The sequence below is a fragment of the Haloleucobacter ellipsoideus genome (assembly GCF_052491725.1).
This window is the reverse complement of sequence record NZ_JBQWAR010000018.1, coordinates 430050-448051: the sequence shown is the minus strand read 5'-3', so window position 1 is coordinate 448051 and position 18002 is coordinate 430050. Positions and strand designations below refer to the sequence as shown.

General features: G+C 62.5%; 15 protein-coding genes. 9 read left to right on the top strand and 6 right to left on the bottom strand.

The window, feature by feature from the left end:
- Positions 1-94: 94 nt before the first annotated feature.
- Complete coding sequence (locus tag ACT6QG_RS09365; RefSeq protein ID WP_444977301.1) at positions 95-760, top strand: alpha/beta hydrolase; 666 nt, start codon at positions 95-97, stop codon at positions 758-760.
- A gap of 102 nt (positions 761-862) precedes the next feature.
- Positions 863-1312, top strand: a complete 450-nt coding sequence (locus ACT6QG_RS09360) for a GNAT family N-acetyltransferase (RefSeq protein ID WP_444977300.1) — start codon at positions 863-865, stop codon at positions 1310-1312.
- A gap of 1 nt (position 1313) precedes the next feature.
- Here ACT6QG_RS09360 and ACT6QG_RS09355 read toward each other — a convergent pair whose 3' ends face one another.
- Positions 1314-2429 (bottom strand): anhydro-N-acetylmuramic acid kinase, encoded by a 1116-nt coding sequence (locus ACT6QG_RS09355; RefSeq protein ID WP_444977442.1) that lies wholly within the window; start codon positions 2427-2429, stop codon positions 1314-1316.
- 104 nt (positions 2430-2533) lie between these two features.
- Between ACT6QG_RS09355 and tyrS the strand changes: the two genes are divergently transcribed.
- Positions 2534-3784: a tyrosine--tRNA ligase gene (gene tyrS, locus ACT6QG_RS09350; RefSeq protein WP_444977299.1), complete on the top strand. Its 1251-nt coding sequence runs from the start codon at positions 2534-2536 to the stop codon at positions 3782-3784.
- A 139-nt stretch (positions 3785-3923) separates the two neighbouring features.
- A complete protein-coding gene (locus ACT6QG_RS09345; RefSeq protein WP_444977298.1) occupies positions 3924-4619 on the top strand; it encodes a hypothetical protein in 696 nt (231 codons plus the stop codon).
- 9 nt (positions 4620-4628) lie between these two features.
- Here ACT6QG_RS09345 and ACT6QG_RS09340 read toward each other — a convergent pair whose 3' ends face one another.
- Positions 4629-8093, bottom strand: coding sequence for a hypothetical protein (locus tag ACT6QG_RS09340; RefSeq protein ID WP_444977297.1), 3465 nt, complete (start codon positions 8091-8093; stop codon positions 4629-4631).
- Positions 8094-8269: 176 nt separating this feature from the next.
- Here ACT6QG_RS09340 and bcp point away from each other — a divergent pair, with 176 nt between their 5' ends.
- Positions 8270-8905, top strand: coding sequence for a thioredoxin-dependent thiol peroxidase (gene bcp / locus ACT6QG_RS09335; RefSeq protein WP_444977441.1), 636 nt, complete (start codon positions 8270-8272; stop codon positions 8903-8905).
- Positions 8906-8965: 60 nt separating this feature from the next.
- On the opposite strand, the gene ACT6QG_RS09330 is transcribed toward bcp, so the two are convergent.
- From ACT6QG_RS09330 to ACT6QG_RS09320, 3 genes are read right to left on the bottom strand one after another with little or no spacing between them, the layout of a single operon-like run.
- Positions 8966-9751 (bottom strand): heme ABC transporter ATP-binding protein, encoded by a 786-nt coding sequence (locus ACT6QG_RS09330; protein WP_444977296.1) that lies wholly within the window; start codon positions 9749-9751, stop codon positions 8966-8968.
- Between the two features lie 2 nt (positions 9752-9753).
- Entirely contained in the window at positions 9754-10845 is a 1092-nt protein-coding gene (locus ACT6QG_RS09325) for a FecCD family ABC transporter permease (RefSeq protein WP_444977295.1), read from the bottom strand.
- The gene (locus ACT6QG_RS09320; RefSeq protein ID WP_444977294.1) at positions 10842-11822 is read right to left on the bottom strand and encodes a heme/hemin ABC transporter substrate-binding protein; all 981 of its coding nucleotides are present in this window, start codon (positions 11820-11822) and stop codon (positions 10842-10844) included. The genes ACT6QG_RS09325 and ACT6QG_RS09320 overlap by 4 nt, the downstream gene beginning before the upstream one ends.
- 320 nt (positions 11823-12142) lie before the next feature.
- Between ACT6QG_RS09320 and ACT6QG_RS09315 the strand changes: the two genes are divergently transcribed.
- The 3 genes from ACT6QG_RS09315 to ACT6QG_RS09305 all read left to right on the top strand — a co-directional run bounded on the left by ACT6QG_RS09315 (position 12143) and on the right by ACT6QG_RS09305 (position 16388).
- Entirely contained in the window at positions 12143-14347 is a 2205-nt protein-coding gene (locus ACT6QG_RS09315; protein WP_444977293.1) for a TonB-dependent hemoglobin/transferrin/lactoferrin family receptor, read from the top strand.
- A gap of 39 nt (positions 14348-14386) precedes the next feature.
- Positions 14387-14722, top strand: a complete 336-nt coding sequence (gene hmuQ, locus ACT6QG_RS09310; RefSeq protein WP_444977292.1) for a heme-degrading protein HmuQ — start codon at positions 14387-14389, stop codon at positions 14720-14722.
- Positions 14723-14891: 169 nt separating this feature from the next.
- A complete protein-coding gene (locus ACT6QG_RS09305) occupies positions 14892-16388 on the top strand; it encodes a carboxypeptidase M32 (protein ID WP_444977291.1) in 1497 nt (498 codons plus the stop codon).
- A 37-nt stretch (positions 16389-16425) separates the two neighbouring features.
- On the opposite strand, the gene ACT6QG_RS09300 is transcribed toward ACT6QG_RS09305, so the two are convergent.
- Positions 16426-17016 (bottom strand): TetR/AcrR family transcriptional regulator, encoded by a 591-nt coding sequence (locus ACT6QG_RS09300; protein WP_444977290.1) that lies wholly within the window; start codon positions 17014-17016, stop codon positions 16426-16428.
- Between the two features lie 60 nt (positions 17017-17076).
- Between ACT6QG_RS09300 and ACT6QG_RS09295 the strand changes: the two genes are divergently transcribed.
- The gene (locus ACT6QG_RS09295) at positions 17077-17994 is read left to right on the top strand and encodes an alpha/beta hydrolase family protein (RefSeq protein ID WP_444977289.1); all 918 of its coding nucleotides are present in this window, start codon (positions 17077-17079) and stop codon (positions 17992-17994) included.
- Positions 17995-18002: the final 8 nt, after the last annotated feature.

Genomic DNA, 18002 nt, shown 5'->3' with positions numbered 1-18002 from the left:
CGGCACCGGCGTTTCTTTTGTCAGATCAGCTGTAAGACCGGCAAGATCTTTCTTCATCGCCCGTGGCATTGCTACACAGAGGTTGCGGATTCTCATGCCTGAAGTCATTTTTCCTGGAGAAAAAGGGCGGCTCGAAGGCCGTTACCAGCCCGCCAAGACCCGCAATGCACCTATCGCCATCATTCTTCATCCGCATCCGCAGTTTGGCGGCACGATGAACAATCCGGTGGTCTATAATCTGTACTACCAGTTTGTGAACCGCGGCTTTTCGGTGCTTCGTTTCAACTTCCGTGGCGTGGGTCGCTCGCAGGGCTCCTTCGACCATGGAACGGGCGAGCTCTCCGATGCCGCCGCCGCGCTGGACTGGGCGCAGTCCATCAATCCCGATGCCCGTGCCTGCTGGATCGCCGGCTTCTCCTTTGGCGCATGGATCGGCATGCAGCTGCTGATGCGCCGGCCGGAGGTGGAGGGCTTCATCTCCGTGGCCGCGCCCGCGAACCTGTATGACTTCTCCTTCCTTGCCCCCTGCCCTTCCTCCGGCATTTTCGTGCATGGGGACAAGGACTCGGTGGTGCCCACCTCGGCCGTCGCCACGCTTGTGGAGAAGCTGAAGACACAAAAGGGCATCGTCATCGAGCAGCAGGTTGTTGAAGGGGCCAACCACTTCTTCGATGGCCGCACGGATGAGCTGATGGGTGTCATCGGCACCTATCTGGACAAGCGCCTGCCCGGCTCCCGCAAGGTCGATGCCGAGGGGTGAGTGTCGAAGGCTGATCCCTGCCGGGAGAATGCCTGACAGCATCAAGGGCCGGAGCTTTTCCGGCCCTTTTTCATGCCCTGCCCCTCCAGTGGAGAAGAAGTGATGCCGCTCATCCGTCAGGCCGCGCTGGAAGATCTGGAGGCCCTTGTCCCGCTTCTGGATGCCTATCGCCAGTTTTATGGGCAACCGGGCGACCTGGCCGGTGCGCGCGCCTTTTTGAAGGCCCGGTTCGAGCATGGCCAGTCCGTGCTGTTTCTGGCCGAAGAGAAGGGCGAGACCGTCGGCTTCACCCAGCTTTTCCCCACCTTCTCATCCGTACTGATGCGGCGCGTCTTTGTGCTGAATGACCTGTTCGTGGCACCACAGGCCCGCCGCACCGGAACGGGACGCGCTTTGCTGGAAGCTGCCGCGCGCCATGCCCGCACACTGGGCGCGGCAAGGCTCTCACTTATCACGGCGGTTGATAATCTGCCCGGGCAGGCCCTCTATGAAAGCTGTGGCTGGGTGCGGGAGCAAAAGTTTTTCACCTATCACCTGCACCTCGACAACTGAGCTATGGACGGAAGCAGACCCCGCCACTGAGCGGTTCCGGCACGCCTGTTGTGCTGGGGAAAGTCAGCGGCAGACCGCGCAGGCTGCGTGCGGCCAGAAAGCCGAAAGCGTGCGCCTCCAGCGCATCCGCAGACCAGCCGACGCTTTCGGCCGGCTCCACCTTCACCCCCAGCCGCGTGCCCAGCATGGCGCACAAGGTGGGATTGCGGGCGCCACCGCCGGCAATGATCCAGCGCCGAGGCGCCTGTGGCAGATGATCCACAAACCGTGCAACCGTTGCGGCGGTCAGCGCCGTCAGCGTCGCCGCGCCATCTTCCAGCGAGAGGTGGTCCGTGCTTCCACGGCTGGCAATGAATGCACGAAACGCATTGCGATCCAGCGATTTCGGCGCGCCCTGGCCAAAGAAGGAGTGGTCCAGCCACAGCGCCAGCAAGGCTTCATCCACCTGCCCGCGCGCAGCCATTGCGCCATCTTCATCATAGGGACGGCCCGTGCGGGCCATCATGAAATCATCCAGCAGCGCATTGCCGGGGCCGGTATCACAGGCCACCGGCGATGTATCCGGGGAAAGAACGGTGACATTCGCCACCCCGCCAACATTCAGCACCGCCAGGGGCCAGCGCCCCTCGCCTCCCAACGCCGCTGCCAGCGCGGCATGGAACACCGGCACCAGCGGCGCGCCCTGCCCACCTGCCGCGACATCCGCCGCACGGAAATCCGCCACCACCGGCACGCCAAGAGCGGAAGCCAGCCTCTGGCCCTCACCGATCTGGACCGTCAGGCGCACATCCGGGCGGTGAATCACCGTCTGGCCATGGAAGCCCACGGCATCGATATCGGCGGGGGAAAGGCGCAGTGAGGCCAGCAAGGCCCGCACGGCCTCCTCATGCACATCGGTCATGCGCTGCTCGGCTCCGGCCAGCGCCCCGGGCCTGCTGGTGCGCTCGTTCACGCCCTGTGCATCCTCCATGGCCTGTACAAGCAAAGCGCGGGTTTGCGCATCATAAGGCAGGGTGATGGAAGGGCCGAGCCAGAACACCGCTTCACCATCCGTATCGATCAGCGCCGCATCCACCCCATCCATGGAGGTGCCGCTCATGAGCCCGATGACACGCATTTCTCCGCCCCGCTTCTTGGCCGATGCATTCTTGTGCATGACCTGATAAACCAGCACATCTTTCCGCTTTACAACCCACCCGCTGCACGGCCGAAAAGAGAACGATGACCTCTCCTGCCTTCCGCTCAGAATTCATGCGCACGCTCCATGAGCGCGGCTATATTCACCAGTGCTCGGACCTTGAGGCACTCGACGCCAAGGCAGCGGCCGGCCCGATCACCGCCTATATCGGCTTTGATGCCACCGCTTCCAGCCTGCATGCCGGCCATCTGCTCTCCATCATGATGCTGCGCACCCTGCAGCGCACGGGGCATAACCCCATTGCACTCATGGGCGGCGGCACCACCAAGATCGGCGATCCTTCCGGCAAGGATGAAGCGCGCAAGATGCTCACCGAAGAGCAGATCAACGCCAATATCGCCTCCATCCGCCGGGTGTTTGAAACCTTCCTTGATTTCAATGCCGGCGCCCAGCTCGTCAACAATGCCGATTGGCTGGACGAGTTGAAATATATCGCCATGCTGCGCGAGGTGGGGCCGCATTTCACCATCAACCGCATGCTCACCTTCGATTCCGTGAAGCTGCGGCTGGAGCGTGAGCAGCCGCTCACCTTCCTCGAATTCAACTACATGATCCTTCAGGCCTATGATTTCGTGGAGCTGAACAAGCGCCATGGCTGCGTGCTGCAGATGGGCGGATCGGACCAGTGGGGCAACATCATCAACGGGCTGGAGCTGGGCCGGCGCATGCATGGGCTGGAGCTGTATGGCCTCACCACCCCGCTGCTCACCACCTCTTCCGGCGCGAAAATGGGCAAGACCGCTGGCGGGGCGGTGTGGCTGGATGCTGACCTGCTCGCCCCATATGAATACTGGCAGTATTTCCGCAATACGGGTGATGCCGATGTGGAGCGCTTCCTCAAGCTCTTCACCGAGCTGCCGCTGGATGAGATTGCCCGCCTTGCAGCCCTTCAGGGGCAAGAGATCAATGCGGCCAAGGAGGTTCTGGCCACCGAGGCGACCGCCATTCTGCACGGACGCGCGGCTGCCGAGCAGGCCCGGGAAACCGCCCGCACCACCTTTGCGGAAGGGGCTCTGGCCGTGAACCTGCCCACCATCGAGGTGCCGCAGGCCGAGCTTGAGGCTGGCCTTGGTGTGGCCAATGCCTTTGTGCTGGCATCCCTTGTCGCCTCCACCAGCGAGGCGCGCCGGCAGATCAAGGGCGGCGGGCTGAAGGTGAATGATGCAACCGTGAGCGATGAAAAGGCCCAGCTTTCTGCCCGCGACCTGACAGCGGAAGGCGTCATCAAGCTCTCCCTGGGCAAGAAGAAGCACGTCCTTCTCAAGCCCGTGTGAGGCGCGGACACGATTTGCGGGAAAGCCGGCCTCAATGGGCCGGCTTTTCCGCCCGGCCATCCCTGCACCGGGCCTGCACTGCACAGTGCCCATGTTCAGGCATGGACTGACAGAAAAATTGCCAGAACGGAAACCGGATATGCGCTCCAGCCGGGACCAGAAACCTGAATCTTATGAGTATCTCATCAGCCTCGGGCAATTCTGCGTGACCCGCTACCAGATCACACGGCATCTGGAATCCCTGCACATCCGGCCGCCCGGCACCTTCCTGTTTGACTGGCAGGTCACCCCGCCGGAAGCGTTGCTCACCTATTTCCGAGAGGATTTCCGCGGCGTTTTCGAGCTGGAGGATCTGGAAATCGGCCCGGAGGGCTGTGCCCGTCACAAGCATCTGCTCACCTCGCACCCGCACCAGTTCGGTGAGCATGTCTATGATCTGACACCCGAAAGAATGGTGGAGCTTTACCCCATCGCCCGCCAGCGGTTCGATTATCTCGCCGGGAAGTTTCGCACCCAGTTGCGCACCCGCAACATGCCCACCCTCTATGTCATCTCCCGTTTTCTGGATGATGACCAGACCGAGCGGCTGGTGCAGGCACTGGGCCGCTACCACCGGCAATGGCATGTGGCGATGATCTCCCCGGAAGGGGAGCCGCCCTCCCCCCGCCCGGAGATCACCACCATCGCGATCGACCCGGATATTCCCGGCGGCTGGCGCTGGGAAGGGCATGATGCGGAATGGACACGCGCCCTTTCCCGCTTCCCCGTCAAAAGCCCGCCCAAGCGCTCCGGTCTCGGGCGATGGTTCCACAGGGTGCGGAACCGGGTGCGCTGAAAACGGCCATCAACGGGTCTGGTTGCCGGAATTGTCGCGGAACTCGAACAGTTTGCGCAAGAAGCCCGGCGCCACCGCGGAAATGGGGTTGATGCGCAAGGTCGGCCCGCGGCTCATGGAGCCGACGACCTCGAAGGTCACCCCCAGCAGCCCCTCATTTGGCCCGCCCCCCAGAAACATGCCCAGAACCGGCACCTTCGAGAAAATATTGTTGAGCGCATAGGCCGGCACGAATGTACCGCGAATGGCAATCTGGTCTGTTGCGAAATTCAGGCTGCCATCAAAAGTCGCGCCAACCGAAGGCCCCCAGATCGCACCATCGCTGATCGCCAGCTTGCCCGGCGAGCGCACGAAACTGGCCTGCGCCTTTTCGAAAGGTGCGGTACCGCCGACAATATTGCCGGAAGCATCGCGCGCCGCCGTGGAGAGCTGCTGAAGGGCCGGCTCATCCTGAATGGCGAAATTGCGCACATTGATGATGCCCCCCTGCGGACGATTATCACTGCGCGGGGGGTCGACGACAAGCTCCGCCTCACCACCGCGCACCTTCGCATAAAGATCCAGAAAGCGCATGATGGCGCCGGCATCGGCGGTGGAAACCTCAAGCACCTTCCGGCGATCGGGGAGAGTGCGCATGCCGCCGCTCAGCGCGGAATCGCGCCCCACCCGCGCCTTCAGGCGAAAATCGGTCACCGCCACACCGCGCCGCGCCACGAACAGGCTGAACTGGCGTAGGATTTCCCCATGGTTCCCCGTCAGCGCGCCGATCTGGGCATCCAGATCGACATCCAGCATCTTCTGGCTGCCGCCCCCTGAATCACTGGGAGAGCCCATCAGGCTGTCGAGGATGCGACGGGCATCCATCACCTCCCCGTTGATCTGGATCTTGAGCACGCTGCCGCTCTTGTCCGCCTTCAGCGTGGCCTTGTCGCCATCGGAGAGCTGGAAGACAGGGAAGGAGGCGTTGAGCAGGTCTCCGCCATCGGTCATTTCCACATTGCCACGCAGCAGAATACCCGAGCCTTCCACCACCAGATCCTTCAGGCGGACATTCGGGCCGGAATCATCCATGGTGAAGCGCGCCTTGAGCGGACGCCCAACCCGCTTGCTCAGGCCGGGCAGCAGGTCTGTCAGCCCGGCATTGGTCAGGTCCAGCTCGGTCTGCGCCTTCGTGTCCTTGTTGTTGGTGGTGCCCACAAGGCTCACTCCCACCACGCCGGAAAGGCCGGGGATAGACATGCCCAGCCGCTTGCGCGCGGCTTCATCCAGCCTTGCATTCACACTGATGCTGGCGTCAGCGACCTCTTTCTTCTTGTCATAGTCAAAGGCCAGGGGCGCACCCGCCAGCCGCCCGTCTCCACGCAGGACAATGCCGGCGGGCGAGGCGAAGGCCTTCACTGTCGCCCCCTCCAGACGCTGCTGCTTGAAGACATTGGCCACGCCAAAATCGGTCAGCGTGGCTTCCAGCGAATAGTCCAGATCCTCCGGACGCATGATCTTGCGAAAGATGACATTGAGCTGCAGCAGCGCGGAGAAATGCCCCTGCGTGGTGGAGGGATCAAAGGCCGCCCCTGTCGGGCCCTTCAAGGGCTCCATCCCCAGAATCTCGACCGCGCCATCGGCAGGGCCGTCAAATTTCACGCTGATCTGCGCGGCTGGCTCACGCGGGAAATAATCAGGCATGAACATCACGCCATCCCGCACGGCAATGCGCTGGTTGCGGGGGGTCACCATCGTGCCTTCCGGCATGTCGATCCGCACGGTGCGGCCGGTGACGAGAATATTCAGCCTTGAATCCACCACCGGCGGCAGGCCCTTCACCGGGCGCAGGCTCACCCCCTCGCCACGGATGGTGAAGCGCACCGCATCCTCCGGCAGGGGCACATCCTTCTGGCCGATGAGATTGAGCGGGATGTTCACGGCCAGCGTGATGCCATCTGCCGTACCGCCGGAAACATTCTGGATGGTGAAATCACGTGCACCCGGGGCGATGTTCACCGGCCAGATGCGCTTCACCGTGGCAACCGGCATGGGAGAGGCCACCCCATCCAGCTTCAGATAGGGCACCTGCGCCCCGAAATCGATGAACAGCGTGAAATCGAAGCTGCCTGTGTCACTGCCCAGAAAGCCGTTCTGGACCATGAGCTGCCTGGTGAGCGGGTTGAAATCCCCCGCCATGCGGAAGCGGTTGATATGCAGGGGCGGCTCTTCCATCTCATCGCCCTGAAACACCACTTCCATGGGCGAGAGTTCGAACTTCCACGGGTCCCGCGCCTGGGCCGGCACCTGAATTTGCCCCCGCAGCTCCACCTTGTTCTGGTTTTTCTGCGCAATCAGCGGGGAAACCATGATGACCCGCTTTTCAGGATCAAGACGCGCCCCCAGACGCGCATAATCGATGACGAACCGCTCCTGCTTGTGCTCGCCATTGCCGAAGGAGCCGGCACCAAGGTCCACCTGTGCCGTGGCTTCCTTCACCTCTCCTGCGGGGCCAATGCGGGCCCTGAGCGCCGCATTGAGCGGGGTATCCATGTAGAAGCGGCGGTGATCCTTGGTGAAAGCCTGCACCAGATCCCGCGTGGAAACATCACGTATGGTGAGCTTCACCTCACGCTCACCCTCCCGCATCGGCCCGATCTGGGCAAGCGCCGTCGCCACCCCATGCGGGCCCTGCGAGGTGAAGGTCAGGTCTGCCCCACCGCCGACCGGGCGGGCCAGGCGCATGCTGATATGCCGGAAGATGATGCGACGCCCGGAGCTTTCATTCTCGACAATGAGGGTGCCATTGCGCAGCCCCACATCCGCCAGCGCATTGCCGTCAAAGCCGGCCTTGTCCATGGCATCCGCCCAGTGGGCCAGCGCGGTGAGATGGAGCGGGTCCGCCGCGCCGATGGCCTCGGCGATCGGTGCGGGGATCAGGGAACCGGACCCCTCCGGCTCGTGGCGCTCCACCTCAAGCGGAGGCTCGGCGCTGTTGTCCTCGATGGCGGCAGGCGGGGTGCTGGCGGTGCCGGCGGCAACCTCCACATGGCCTGACGCGCTGATCCGGATGATCATTTCCGCGCCGATCAGATCCACCCGCCGCGCCTTGGGCATGGGCGAAAGCAGAGAGCCATCCAGCTCCACGGCCGCGCTGGGCGCATTGACGATGAGCTGCCCATCGGGCCCGGTCACGCGGATATCGTGCACCACCACCGCGAAGGCGCCATCCTTCGAGGTTTCGAGCGAGGTTTCGCCAATGGTGACCTTGTGCCCCTTGCCGATCCGCTCGGCCAAAGCCTGCTCGATATATGGCGTGGCGATATTGGCCGTGACAGCGCCGGAGGCGATGAGACCGTAAAGGATGAGAGCGGCCAGGGAGCCCAGGGCGATCAGGCTGAGACAGATGCCGACAAAGACCCGGCCCGCACGCCCACGCGGCACCATGGCGCCCATGATTCCGCGCACGCGCGCGCGGCGTGGTTCACGAGGCATCGGTGCCGGATTCGGCGTCCCCTGCTGCATGCCGGCCATTTCCTCCCGCAAAGACGCGTACGGCCTGAACGCGCTCCTACATGTCGCCCCGGTAATCAGGGATGCGATTCGCTACCATGGCACACTGCCCATGCTGCACCCGCGGCGTAAAGATGCGGGAAAGACCATTTTGCGGGATACCACATGTCTTGCAGACGGGCGTATCCTGCATCCCCGGTCCGGCCCGGCGCGCGCCGAAAGGCAGCGCCTGTGCCACAGGGTATTCACGGCCCGTGAGCACCCCCATACTCATCACTCCGTTAAGCCCTATGACGCGGAACACGTCGAAAGGAAGGCGAATGACGAATATTCCCGAAACTGGCACGAAAGCACCCCCCTTTCGCCTCAAGCGGGATGGAGAGGGCGAGGTTGCGCTGTCGGACTTCGCAGGGCGCAAGCTGGTGCTTTATTTCTACCCCAAGGCCAGCACCCCCGGCTGCACACAGGAGGCCATTGCCTTCAATGGCCTGCGCGCGCAGTTCGAGGCGGCGGATACGGCCATTCTCGGCGTCTCGGCCGACCCTGTGAAGGCCCAGGACAAGTTCCGCGACAAGAACGCGCTGGCATTCCCCCTCGGCTCGGATGAAAGCCACGAGATGCTGGAAGCCTATGGGGTGTGGGGTGAAAAAAGCCTGTATGGGCGCAAGTTCATGGGGATCACCCGCACGACTTTCCTCATCGACCGCGAAGGACATATCGCTCAGGTCTGGCCCAAAGTGAAAGTGGCCGGGCATGCCGAAGCCGTGCTGAAAGCTGCACAGGAGCTGCCCTGAACCGGCCAATGAAAGGGGCGAGCGGATAATCCGGGCCGCCCCTTTCCTGTCTCTCCGGCCTCAGGCGGGGCCGGACGGATGGCGGATATTCTGGGGCAGCACATAGGGCCCGGCCGGGGGCACCCCCACGCGTACGGATACACCGAATGCCCGCTCGATCACCTCATCACAGATGACGTCCTCGACCGTGCCATCCGCCACGATCTCTCCCCTGGCCAGAACGACGATCCGGTCTGCAACCATCGCCGCAAGATTGAGATCATGCAGCACGGCCAGAACCCCGCCGCCCTTGTCCGCATGCGCACGCGCAAGGCGCAGCACCACGAACTGATGGGCGAGATCCAGACTGGCTGTCGGCTCATCCAGAAACAGATAGCTCGGCTTGTCGGCATGGCCGCATTCCAGCTGCGCCAGAACGCGGGCAAGCTGCACCCGCTGGCGCTCGCCACCGGAAAGGCTGTCATAACGCCGCCCGGCAAAGCCGGGCAGATCCACCGCGTCCAGAAGGCGCGTCACCCGCGCGCTCTCCCGCTTGCCGGCCCCCATGACCCCCACGGTGATGACCTCGGCCACCGTAAAGGCAAAGGCCACCTCCACGGACTGGGGCAGAACGGCCCGTCGCCGCGCCATATCCATCGGCGAGAGATCGGATATGGATATGCCATCGAGGCTCACACGCCCGCCGGCAAGCCTGTGCTCCCCGGAAAGCGCCTTGAGCAGCGTGGACTTGCCCGCCCCGTTCGGCCCGACCAGAACCGTGATCTGTCCCTCGCGAAGCTGAAGATCCACGCCATTCAGCAGGGTGCGGCCATTCATGACCACGCGAACATCTTTTCCTTCGTACATCATCACCCCACGAAGGCTCGGCGGCGCAGAAGCAGCCACAGGAAGAAGGGCGCACCCACCAGCGCGGTGACGATGCCGATCGGAACCTCGGCCGGGGGAGCCGCCATGCGCGCGAATATATCCGCACTCAGCAGCACCGCCGCCCCCAGAAGCGCGGAGGCCGGCAACAGGGCGCGATGGGATGGCCCAAGCGCAAGACGGGCCAGATGCGGCACCATGAGGCCGATGAAGCCCACCACGCCCGCGGCCGCGACAGAAGCGCCAACACCTGCCGCAACGCCAATAATGGCCACCCATTTCAGCTTCTGCACCGGAATGCCCACATGGAAGGCTTCCGCCTCGCCCAGTGCCATCGCATCCAGCCCCCGCGCCATGAAGGGGGCAAGCACCAGAAGCGCGAGAACAAGAGGCGCCGCGATGGCAACCTTGATCCAGGTGGCGCCGGCAAGGCTGCCCATGGTCCAGAACAGCAGCTCACGGGTTTGCTGCTCGGTGGCGATGAAGACCAGAATGCCGGTTCCTGCCGCCGCCATCGCGCCGATGGCCAGACCGGCGAACAGCAGCGTGGCAACCGAGGTCCGCCCATCCTTGGTCGCCAGACGGCTGATCACAAGGGTGGTGACAAGGCCGCCCAGAAAGGCCGCGATCGGCAGGCCCATCACCTGAAAGAAATCCGGCAGATGCACAAGATAGGATGAGCCGATCACCATCCACGCCACAGCGGCAAGCCCGGCCCCCGGCGCAACGCCGATAAGGCCCGGATCTGCCAGAGGATTGCGGAAAATGCCCTGCATGATGGCCCCGGCAACCGCGGTGCCCGCCCCCACCAGAATGCCGAGAACCGCACGCGGAAAACGCACATCCATCACCACCACACGTTCACGCAGCATGGCGCTCGTATGGGTTTCAACCCCGTTCCACGCTTCCCACATCACCGCCAGAATGCGGCTGGGGGGAATCGAAAACGGGCCGATCGCCAGCGCACAGACAAAGGCCACGACAGCCAGAACCCCGAACAGGACCAGCCCCGCCAGCACCGGGCGGGCCGCATCTCGCTCAGCCGTCAGCGGCAGCGAGGAGTTTTCAACACTCATTGAGCCAGCTCCGTATGCCACGGACGCGCGGGCAATTCGGGAATCTCCAGGCCGGGATGCAGGGCCACCGCCAGATCACGCACCGCAAAAGGCGCGCGCGGGCCAAAGCCCAGAAGATAGGAGCCGGGATAGGTCAGCAGCTTGCGGTCCCGTGCCGCAGGCGTACCCATAAAGGTGGGAAGCGCGAAAATGGTATCGGCATCCAGCTTCTGCCCGCCATCGCGCATCACAATCACGGCGTCGGGCTCGGAGATCATCGCCGCCTCGTCCTGCGCCGGCTTGTACCCCTTGATGGCGGACATCGCATTGGTAACCCGTGCCAGACGGAACATGGCATCCGCACTGGTATCCGAGCCACCCACGACCGCCGCGCCGCCGGAGGCGGACATGACGAAGACCGCGCGCGGCTCATCCTTCACCTGCTCCAGCGCCTTGGCCACCACCTCGAAATCTGCCCGGACAGCTTCAGCGAGAGCACGTCCCTTTTCAGGCTCGCCGACAGCCGCCGCGATCAGCTCGATCTTGCGCACCACGCCATCGGCATCATGCGCCTCGGGAATCATGACAACGGGAATCGAGGCGTGCTCCAGCACATCAATAGTGGTGCGCGGGCCGGCCCCGTCGGTGGCGAGAATCAGGCTGGGCCCGACCGAAAGGACGCCCTCCGGCGAAAGGGTGCGCGCATAGCCGACATCAGGCTTGGCCTTCACCTCAAGGGGGAAGGTGCTGGTCTGGTCCACCGCGATGACCCGGTCACCCAGCCCCATCGCATAGAGAATCTCTGTCACCGCACCGCCAATGGAGGCAATGCGGGATGCATCGGTGATCACAACCTCCCGGTTACGGGCATCGGTCACCTTGTAAGATGCGGCAGGGGTTTTCGCTGATTGTGTCTCCGCAGCCATGGCGGCACCCGCCACACCGTATAGCCCGGCGGCATACGTGATGGAGAGAGCAAGGAGCAGGCTCTTGATCACTTTAAAACAGCTCCATCTTTGAATATCTCCAAACAACCCTGTTAAAATGGCGCATGAATCAAGCAAATCAAATGCCTTGATGCCCATTCCCGGGGGCGTATTTTCGAGATACAGTTTTGAATAGCTCCACTTCCGGGGAGCGTATTGACGATTACTTGACTATATGTAGGCAGAACGATAGTCAAACTGCGGCAGGCTTGAGGCGCCTGCGGCACGCCACGTCCATTTTCTGGGCGGTAGCCAGCCTGATCGATCTGGAGATGGTTATGGCTCAACGGCGGTTTTTCTCGTCTTTTTCAATGCATTTTCAGGACACCCTTTTGCGTGGTGTAGCGGTTGGCGCGCTGGTTATTGCATCCAGTTCGGCGGTTTTCGCCCAGACCCAACCTCCGGCCCAGAGGCAGGCCCAAGGACAGGCCCCAGCCAGCGATACGGCCCGCGCCGCATCATCCGGCACGGATGAGATTGCACTTGATACCATGACAGTTGTCGCCACCCGCAGCCAGGCCGAGCGCGCTGTCGATGCGCTGGCCGGCGTGAGCGTGGTGACCCAGCGCGAATTGCATGACTATATGCCCTCCACGGTGCAGGAGGTGTTCTTCGGAATGCCCGGCACCACCGTGCTGCAGAATGGCAATTCCACCCAGGCCTCGATCAATATCCGTGGCCTGCAGGATTTCGGCCGTGTTGCCGTGACGATTGACGGCGCGCGCCAGAACTTTACGCAGATCGGCCATAATGATGGCGCCGGCTCCTTCTTCCTTGAGCCCTCCCTGCTGACGAATGTCGAGGTCATCCGCGGCCCGGTCGCCAATATCTATGGCTCGGGCGCCATCGGTGGCGTGGTCAACTTCCGCACCAAGGATGCCAGCGACCTGCTGAAGGACAGCCAGCTCTGGGCCATGGAGGCCAATGGCGAATTCGGATCGAATGGCCCGGAAGGGTTCGGCTCCCTGTTTGGCGCGGCGCGGGTTGGCCAGAATGTGGACCTGTTCCTCGGCTTCACCAAGCGGGCCCGGTCCAATTATGAGGATGGTGATGGCAATGTCGTCCCCAACACCAACAATGAGACTTGGACCGGCATCGCAAAGGCCACGTTCCGCCCTGCCGAATTCCACGAGATCAAGCTCGAAGGCCTGAACTTCGACAGCACATACACCACCTATAACAGCGCCCTTGTCGATGGCCAGATCCCGGCATCGGCCACGCAGTACCAGACGGATGTCACCAACCGTACCGCGACCATCAGCTACAATTACAGCAATCCGGACAACAACCTGATCGACTGGCGCTCCAGCGCCTACTGGAACCAGGTCAAGCAGGATCAGGTGAAGGTGGCCGGCACCTGCAACACCACCACAGGCTGCCTTGGCGACCCGCGACAGTTCAAGATCGACACGCTCGGCTTTGATATCAACAACAGCTCGCGCTTCAATGTCGGGTCGATCAGCAATGTCATCACGCTGGGTGGCGACTATTTCCATGATGACGTGAAGAACGAGGACAATTTCGGCTTCGGCGCCGGCTACAACCCTTCGGGCAAGCGCTCGGTGGGCGGCGCCTTCGCCCAGTGGAAGGGCAACTGGACCAGCTGGCTCGAAACCATCGCCGCGGTGCGCTGGGACAGCTATGACCTGAAGGGTGAATATACGGACGGCACCAGCGGGGATCGCATCTCCCCCAAGATCACCGTCGCGATCACCCCGGTGGAATGGCTGACGGTCTATGGCACCTATGCCGAAGGCTATCGCGCGCCTTCCGTGACTGAATCCCTGGTGGATGGCGAGCACCCCCGTGTCAGCCCCTTCTTCTCCTTCGGCTTCCTGCCCAACCCCGACCTGAAGGCGGAAATCGGCAAGAACAAGGAAATCGGCGTCAATCTGAAGTATGATGACCTGTTCACCGGCGGCGACAAGATCCGTGCGAAGGCCAACTACTATCGCAATGATGTCGATGACTTCATCAATACGGTCTATATGACCGGCTCGAGCCCCATCTGCCGCGCCACCGGCTGGATGATGTGCTATCAGTACCAGAATGTGTCATCCGCCAAGCTCGAGGGTTTCGAGTTCGAGGGCATGTATGACGCCGGCCAGTGGTTCATCGGCTTCAACGCCACCGTCTCTTCCGGCAAGAACAAGGAAGACAACGAGCCGCTGACCACGGTGATGCCCAACACCGTGGCCACTACCATCGGCACGCGCCTGTTCGACAGCCGGCTGACGGCCTCCGTGCGCTGGCAGTGGGTTGCCGCCAAGACCGCAAGCGACCTGCCCTCCGACCTTTCCGCCAGCTCCCTGGCCGCCCTGGAGACAGACAGCTTCAACCTTGTGAACGCCTATCTCTCCTATCAGGCGAATGAGTGGGTCACCGCCTCCTTCGCACTGGAGAACCTGCTGAACGAGCAGTATACTCAGTATCAGCAGTTCCTCCCCAGCGCGGGGCTCACCTTCAAGGCGGGCCTGCGGGTAACCCTTGGGGGCGATGTGATCGCAGCCGCGGCCCCCTCCCCCTATATCAAGTGATGTCCTGAGGGACAGAGCAGTTCAAACGGAGTGAAACCCATGTTCATTGCCACCAACCGTTTCAAGGTAAAACACGGTTCGGAAGCCGAATTCGAGCGCGTCTGGCGCGAGCGCGACAGCTATATCGCCGAAGTGCCGGGCTTTGTGGAATTCGATCTGTGCAAGGGTCCCGTCCGCGAGGATCACACGCTCTATATCTCCCACACCATCTGGAAGGAGAAGGCGGATTTCGAGGCCTGGACAAAGTCCGAGGCTTTCCGCCAGGCGCACAAGGATGCGGGGGCCAACAGCAACCGCGTCAATTATATTGGCGGCCCGGAATTCGAAGGCTTCGAGTCCGTGCTCTCGCTCCGGCTGGACAACAAGGCGGCCTGAGTTTCAGGCGTCCGTTTCTGACGCCATATGTTTGACCTCCTCGCACCCCGGCGCAGTCCTGCGTCGGGGCTTTTTTATGGGTGTCACCGGGAGTTCTGCTTTTTCCTGCCCTGTTGAGGACTTAGCCTGATCGCTCCGGCCCCTCGCGATTCCCGTACAGGATACAGCCATGACCGCCTATGCCGATTTGAGCGCGCATTTTGCCCGCGCTTCCGCTCTTTCCAATGCCATCGGCATTCTGCACTGGGATGTGGAAACCATGATGCCGAAAGGGGCGGCAGGAAGCCGCGCCGAAAGCATTGCACTGCTGCGCGTGCTGCACCACGACATGGTGACCGACACCCGGATCGGGGAATGGCTCGCCGCGGCGGACAGTGATGGGAATCTGGGAGAATGGGAGCGCGCCAACCTGCGCGAGATCCGTCGCTTGTGGACGGCTGAAACCGCTTTGCCTGCGGATCTTGTGGAGGCTTTCAGCCGGGCTGTTTCCAATAGCGAGATAGCCTGGCGACAGGCCCGGGCCGATGCCGATTTCGCCGCCCTGCGCCCGGCCCTCGAAGAGGTTCTGCGCCTGAAACGCGAGATGGGAGTGGCGAAAGGAGAGAAGCTGGGGCTTTCTCCCTATGATGCCCTGCTGAACGACTATGAGCCCGGCGGCAGCTCGGAACGCATTGATGTGCTGTTCGATGATCTGGCCGCTTTTCTGCCCGCCTTCACGGTGGAGGTTCTGGAAAAACAGGCCCGTCGCCCGCAGACTCCAGCCCCCGAGGGGCCTTTTCCGGTGGAGCGGCAACGGGCACTGGGTCTGGAGATGATGAAGGTGCTGGGCTTCGATTTTAATCGCGGCCGCCTCGATATCTCCACCCACCCCTTCTGCGGCGGTGCAGACCATGATGTGCGGATCACGACCCGCTATGATGAAAGCGACTTTTCCAGCGCTCTGATGGGTGTGCTGCATGAAACCGGCCATGCCTTGTATGAACAGGGCCGCCCTTCCGCCTGTTTTGAACAGCCTGTGGGGCAGGCCCGCTCCATGAGCATTCATGAGAGCCAGTCCCTGCTCATGGAGATGCAGGCATGCAGAAGCCGCCAGTTCCTGACCTTCGCCGCGCCCCGGATGCGCGAGACATTTGGCGGCTCCGGCCCGGCATGGGCGGAAGATGCCATGTGGCGGAGCTATACCCGCGTCTCCCGCGGTTTCATCCGGGTCGATGCGGATGAGGTGACCTATCCGGCCCATGTCATTCTGCGCTACCGGCTGGAAAAGGCGATGATTGCCGGGGATTTGCCCCTCGCCGAACTGCCGGAGGCATGGGCCCGGCAGATGGATGCCCTGCTCGGCATCACACCGCCGGATGACCGGCTGGGCTGCCTTCAGGATATTCACTGGCCCAGCGGCGGCTGGGGCTATTTCCCCACCTATACATTGGGCGCCATGACCGCCGCGCAGCTTTTCGATGCCGCATGCCGCGCGGATGCAGACATTCTGCCGGGCATTGCGCGCGGAGATTTCCAGCCATTGCTCCTCTGGCTGCGCGCCCATATCCACGCCAAGGGCAGCCTGCTGGAAACGGATGAGCTGGTGCGGCAGGCAAGCGGACAGCCGCTCAATGCCGCTATCTTCAAGGCGCATCTCAAGCGGCGCTATCTGGAAGAGACCCACTGACAGAGGCAGGACAAGGACAGGCGGGGCCAGCCCCGTTTCATTCTTCCGCTTCCCGCATATGCGCCCGCACCAGCATCATGGCGGCATGTCCTGCTGCCGCCATGTAGCCCGGGTCGCGATGCAGGAGGACAACCGAGAAACACCCGTCCAGCAGCACCATGATCTGTTGTGCCAGAAGACGGGCTTGTACCGTGTCTCCCGCTTCTTCCAGCATGCCGGCGAACCAGTTCTCAACGCGCTTCTTGTGCTCCCGCCCGCGCACCAGAGCCGGGTGGCCGGGTAGGTTTATCAGCTCCACCGATGTCCGCAGGAAGCCGCACCCCTTCCATTCCGGTTTCCGGGCCCGTTCCGCAAGCTTGAGAAAGATCGCCCCGACCTTATCGGCGACATCCCCCGGCGCAGCCTCGAACCAGCGCTGGAACGCGGCAAGGTTGGGCAGATCACGCCTCTCCAGATAGGCGGCGATCAGATCATCCTTGCTGCGGAAATGGTAATAGAGAGTGCGCTTGGTCACCCCTGCGCGGGCGGCCACGGCATCCATGCTCACGGCACGAATGCCTTCCGCGTGAAACAGCCCGCTGGCAGCCTCAACAATGCGCTCGGATGTGGAAGGCTGGGGCTTGTCCATGGGTTCATATATACTGACCAGTGAATATACATGAGCATGATATGTGCTTATCTTCAAGCCATGAAACCGGCTGCTTCACACCCCCCGCATGAAGATGCGCACATCACCCTCACCTGCCACGATGGTGTGATGCTGGGCGCACAGCTTTTTCCCGCCACGGGCCAGCCCCTGAAGGGAAAGGTCATCATCAATCCCGCCACGGGCGTTCTGGCAAGATACTACCACAGATATGCCCGTTTTCTGGCGCGCCACGGCTTCGAGGTGCTGACCTATGACTATCGCGGCATCGGCCAGTCTCGCCCCGCGCGTCTGCGCGGATGCGGCTATCGGTGGCGGGATTGGGGGGAAAGGGATTTTGAGGCCGCGCTGCGCTTCATGAAGCAGCATCCGGGCAAGGCGCCTCTCATGGTTATCGGGCACAGCATTGGCGGCTTTCTGCCGGGGCTGGCCGAAAGCTGCGGTGATATCGACCGCATGCTGACCATGGGCGCGCAATATGCATGGTGTGGAGATTATGCCCGCGAACGTCGCCTGCGCCTTTTGCTGAAATGGCATGTGGCCATGCCCATGGCGACAGCGTTGTGGGGCTATTTTCCTGGGCGCAAATTCGGATGGCTGGAAGACCTGCCCGCCGGGGTGGCCCATGAGTGGAGCTTCCGCAGGAAGCGCTTTGAACTCAGCCACCCGGAGCCGGAGAGAGAAAAGGTGCTGGCCGGAATGTCCTCATTCCGCGCCCCCATTCTGGCTGTAGCCATGTCGGATGACGAACTGGGAACGGTGCGCGCCATCCGTCGCACCCTGTCCTATTATGCACAGGCGCCGCGGACAGCCGTTCTTCTTCACCCCGGGGATTATGGGCGGGAGCAGATCGGCCACTTCAACCTGTTCCATGCCAGCCATGAAAGCGGTTTCTGGACAGACACGCTCAGCTGGCTGGCAGAGGGACGCAATCCCTGGCCGGACCATATACTGGGCTGAGACATGCT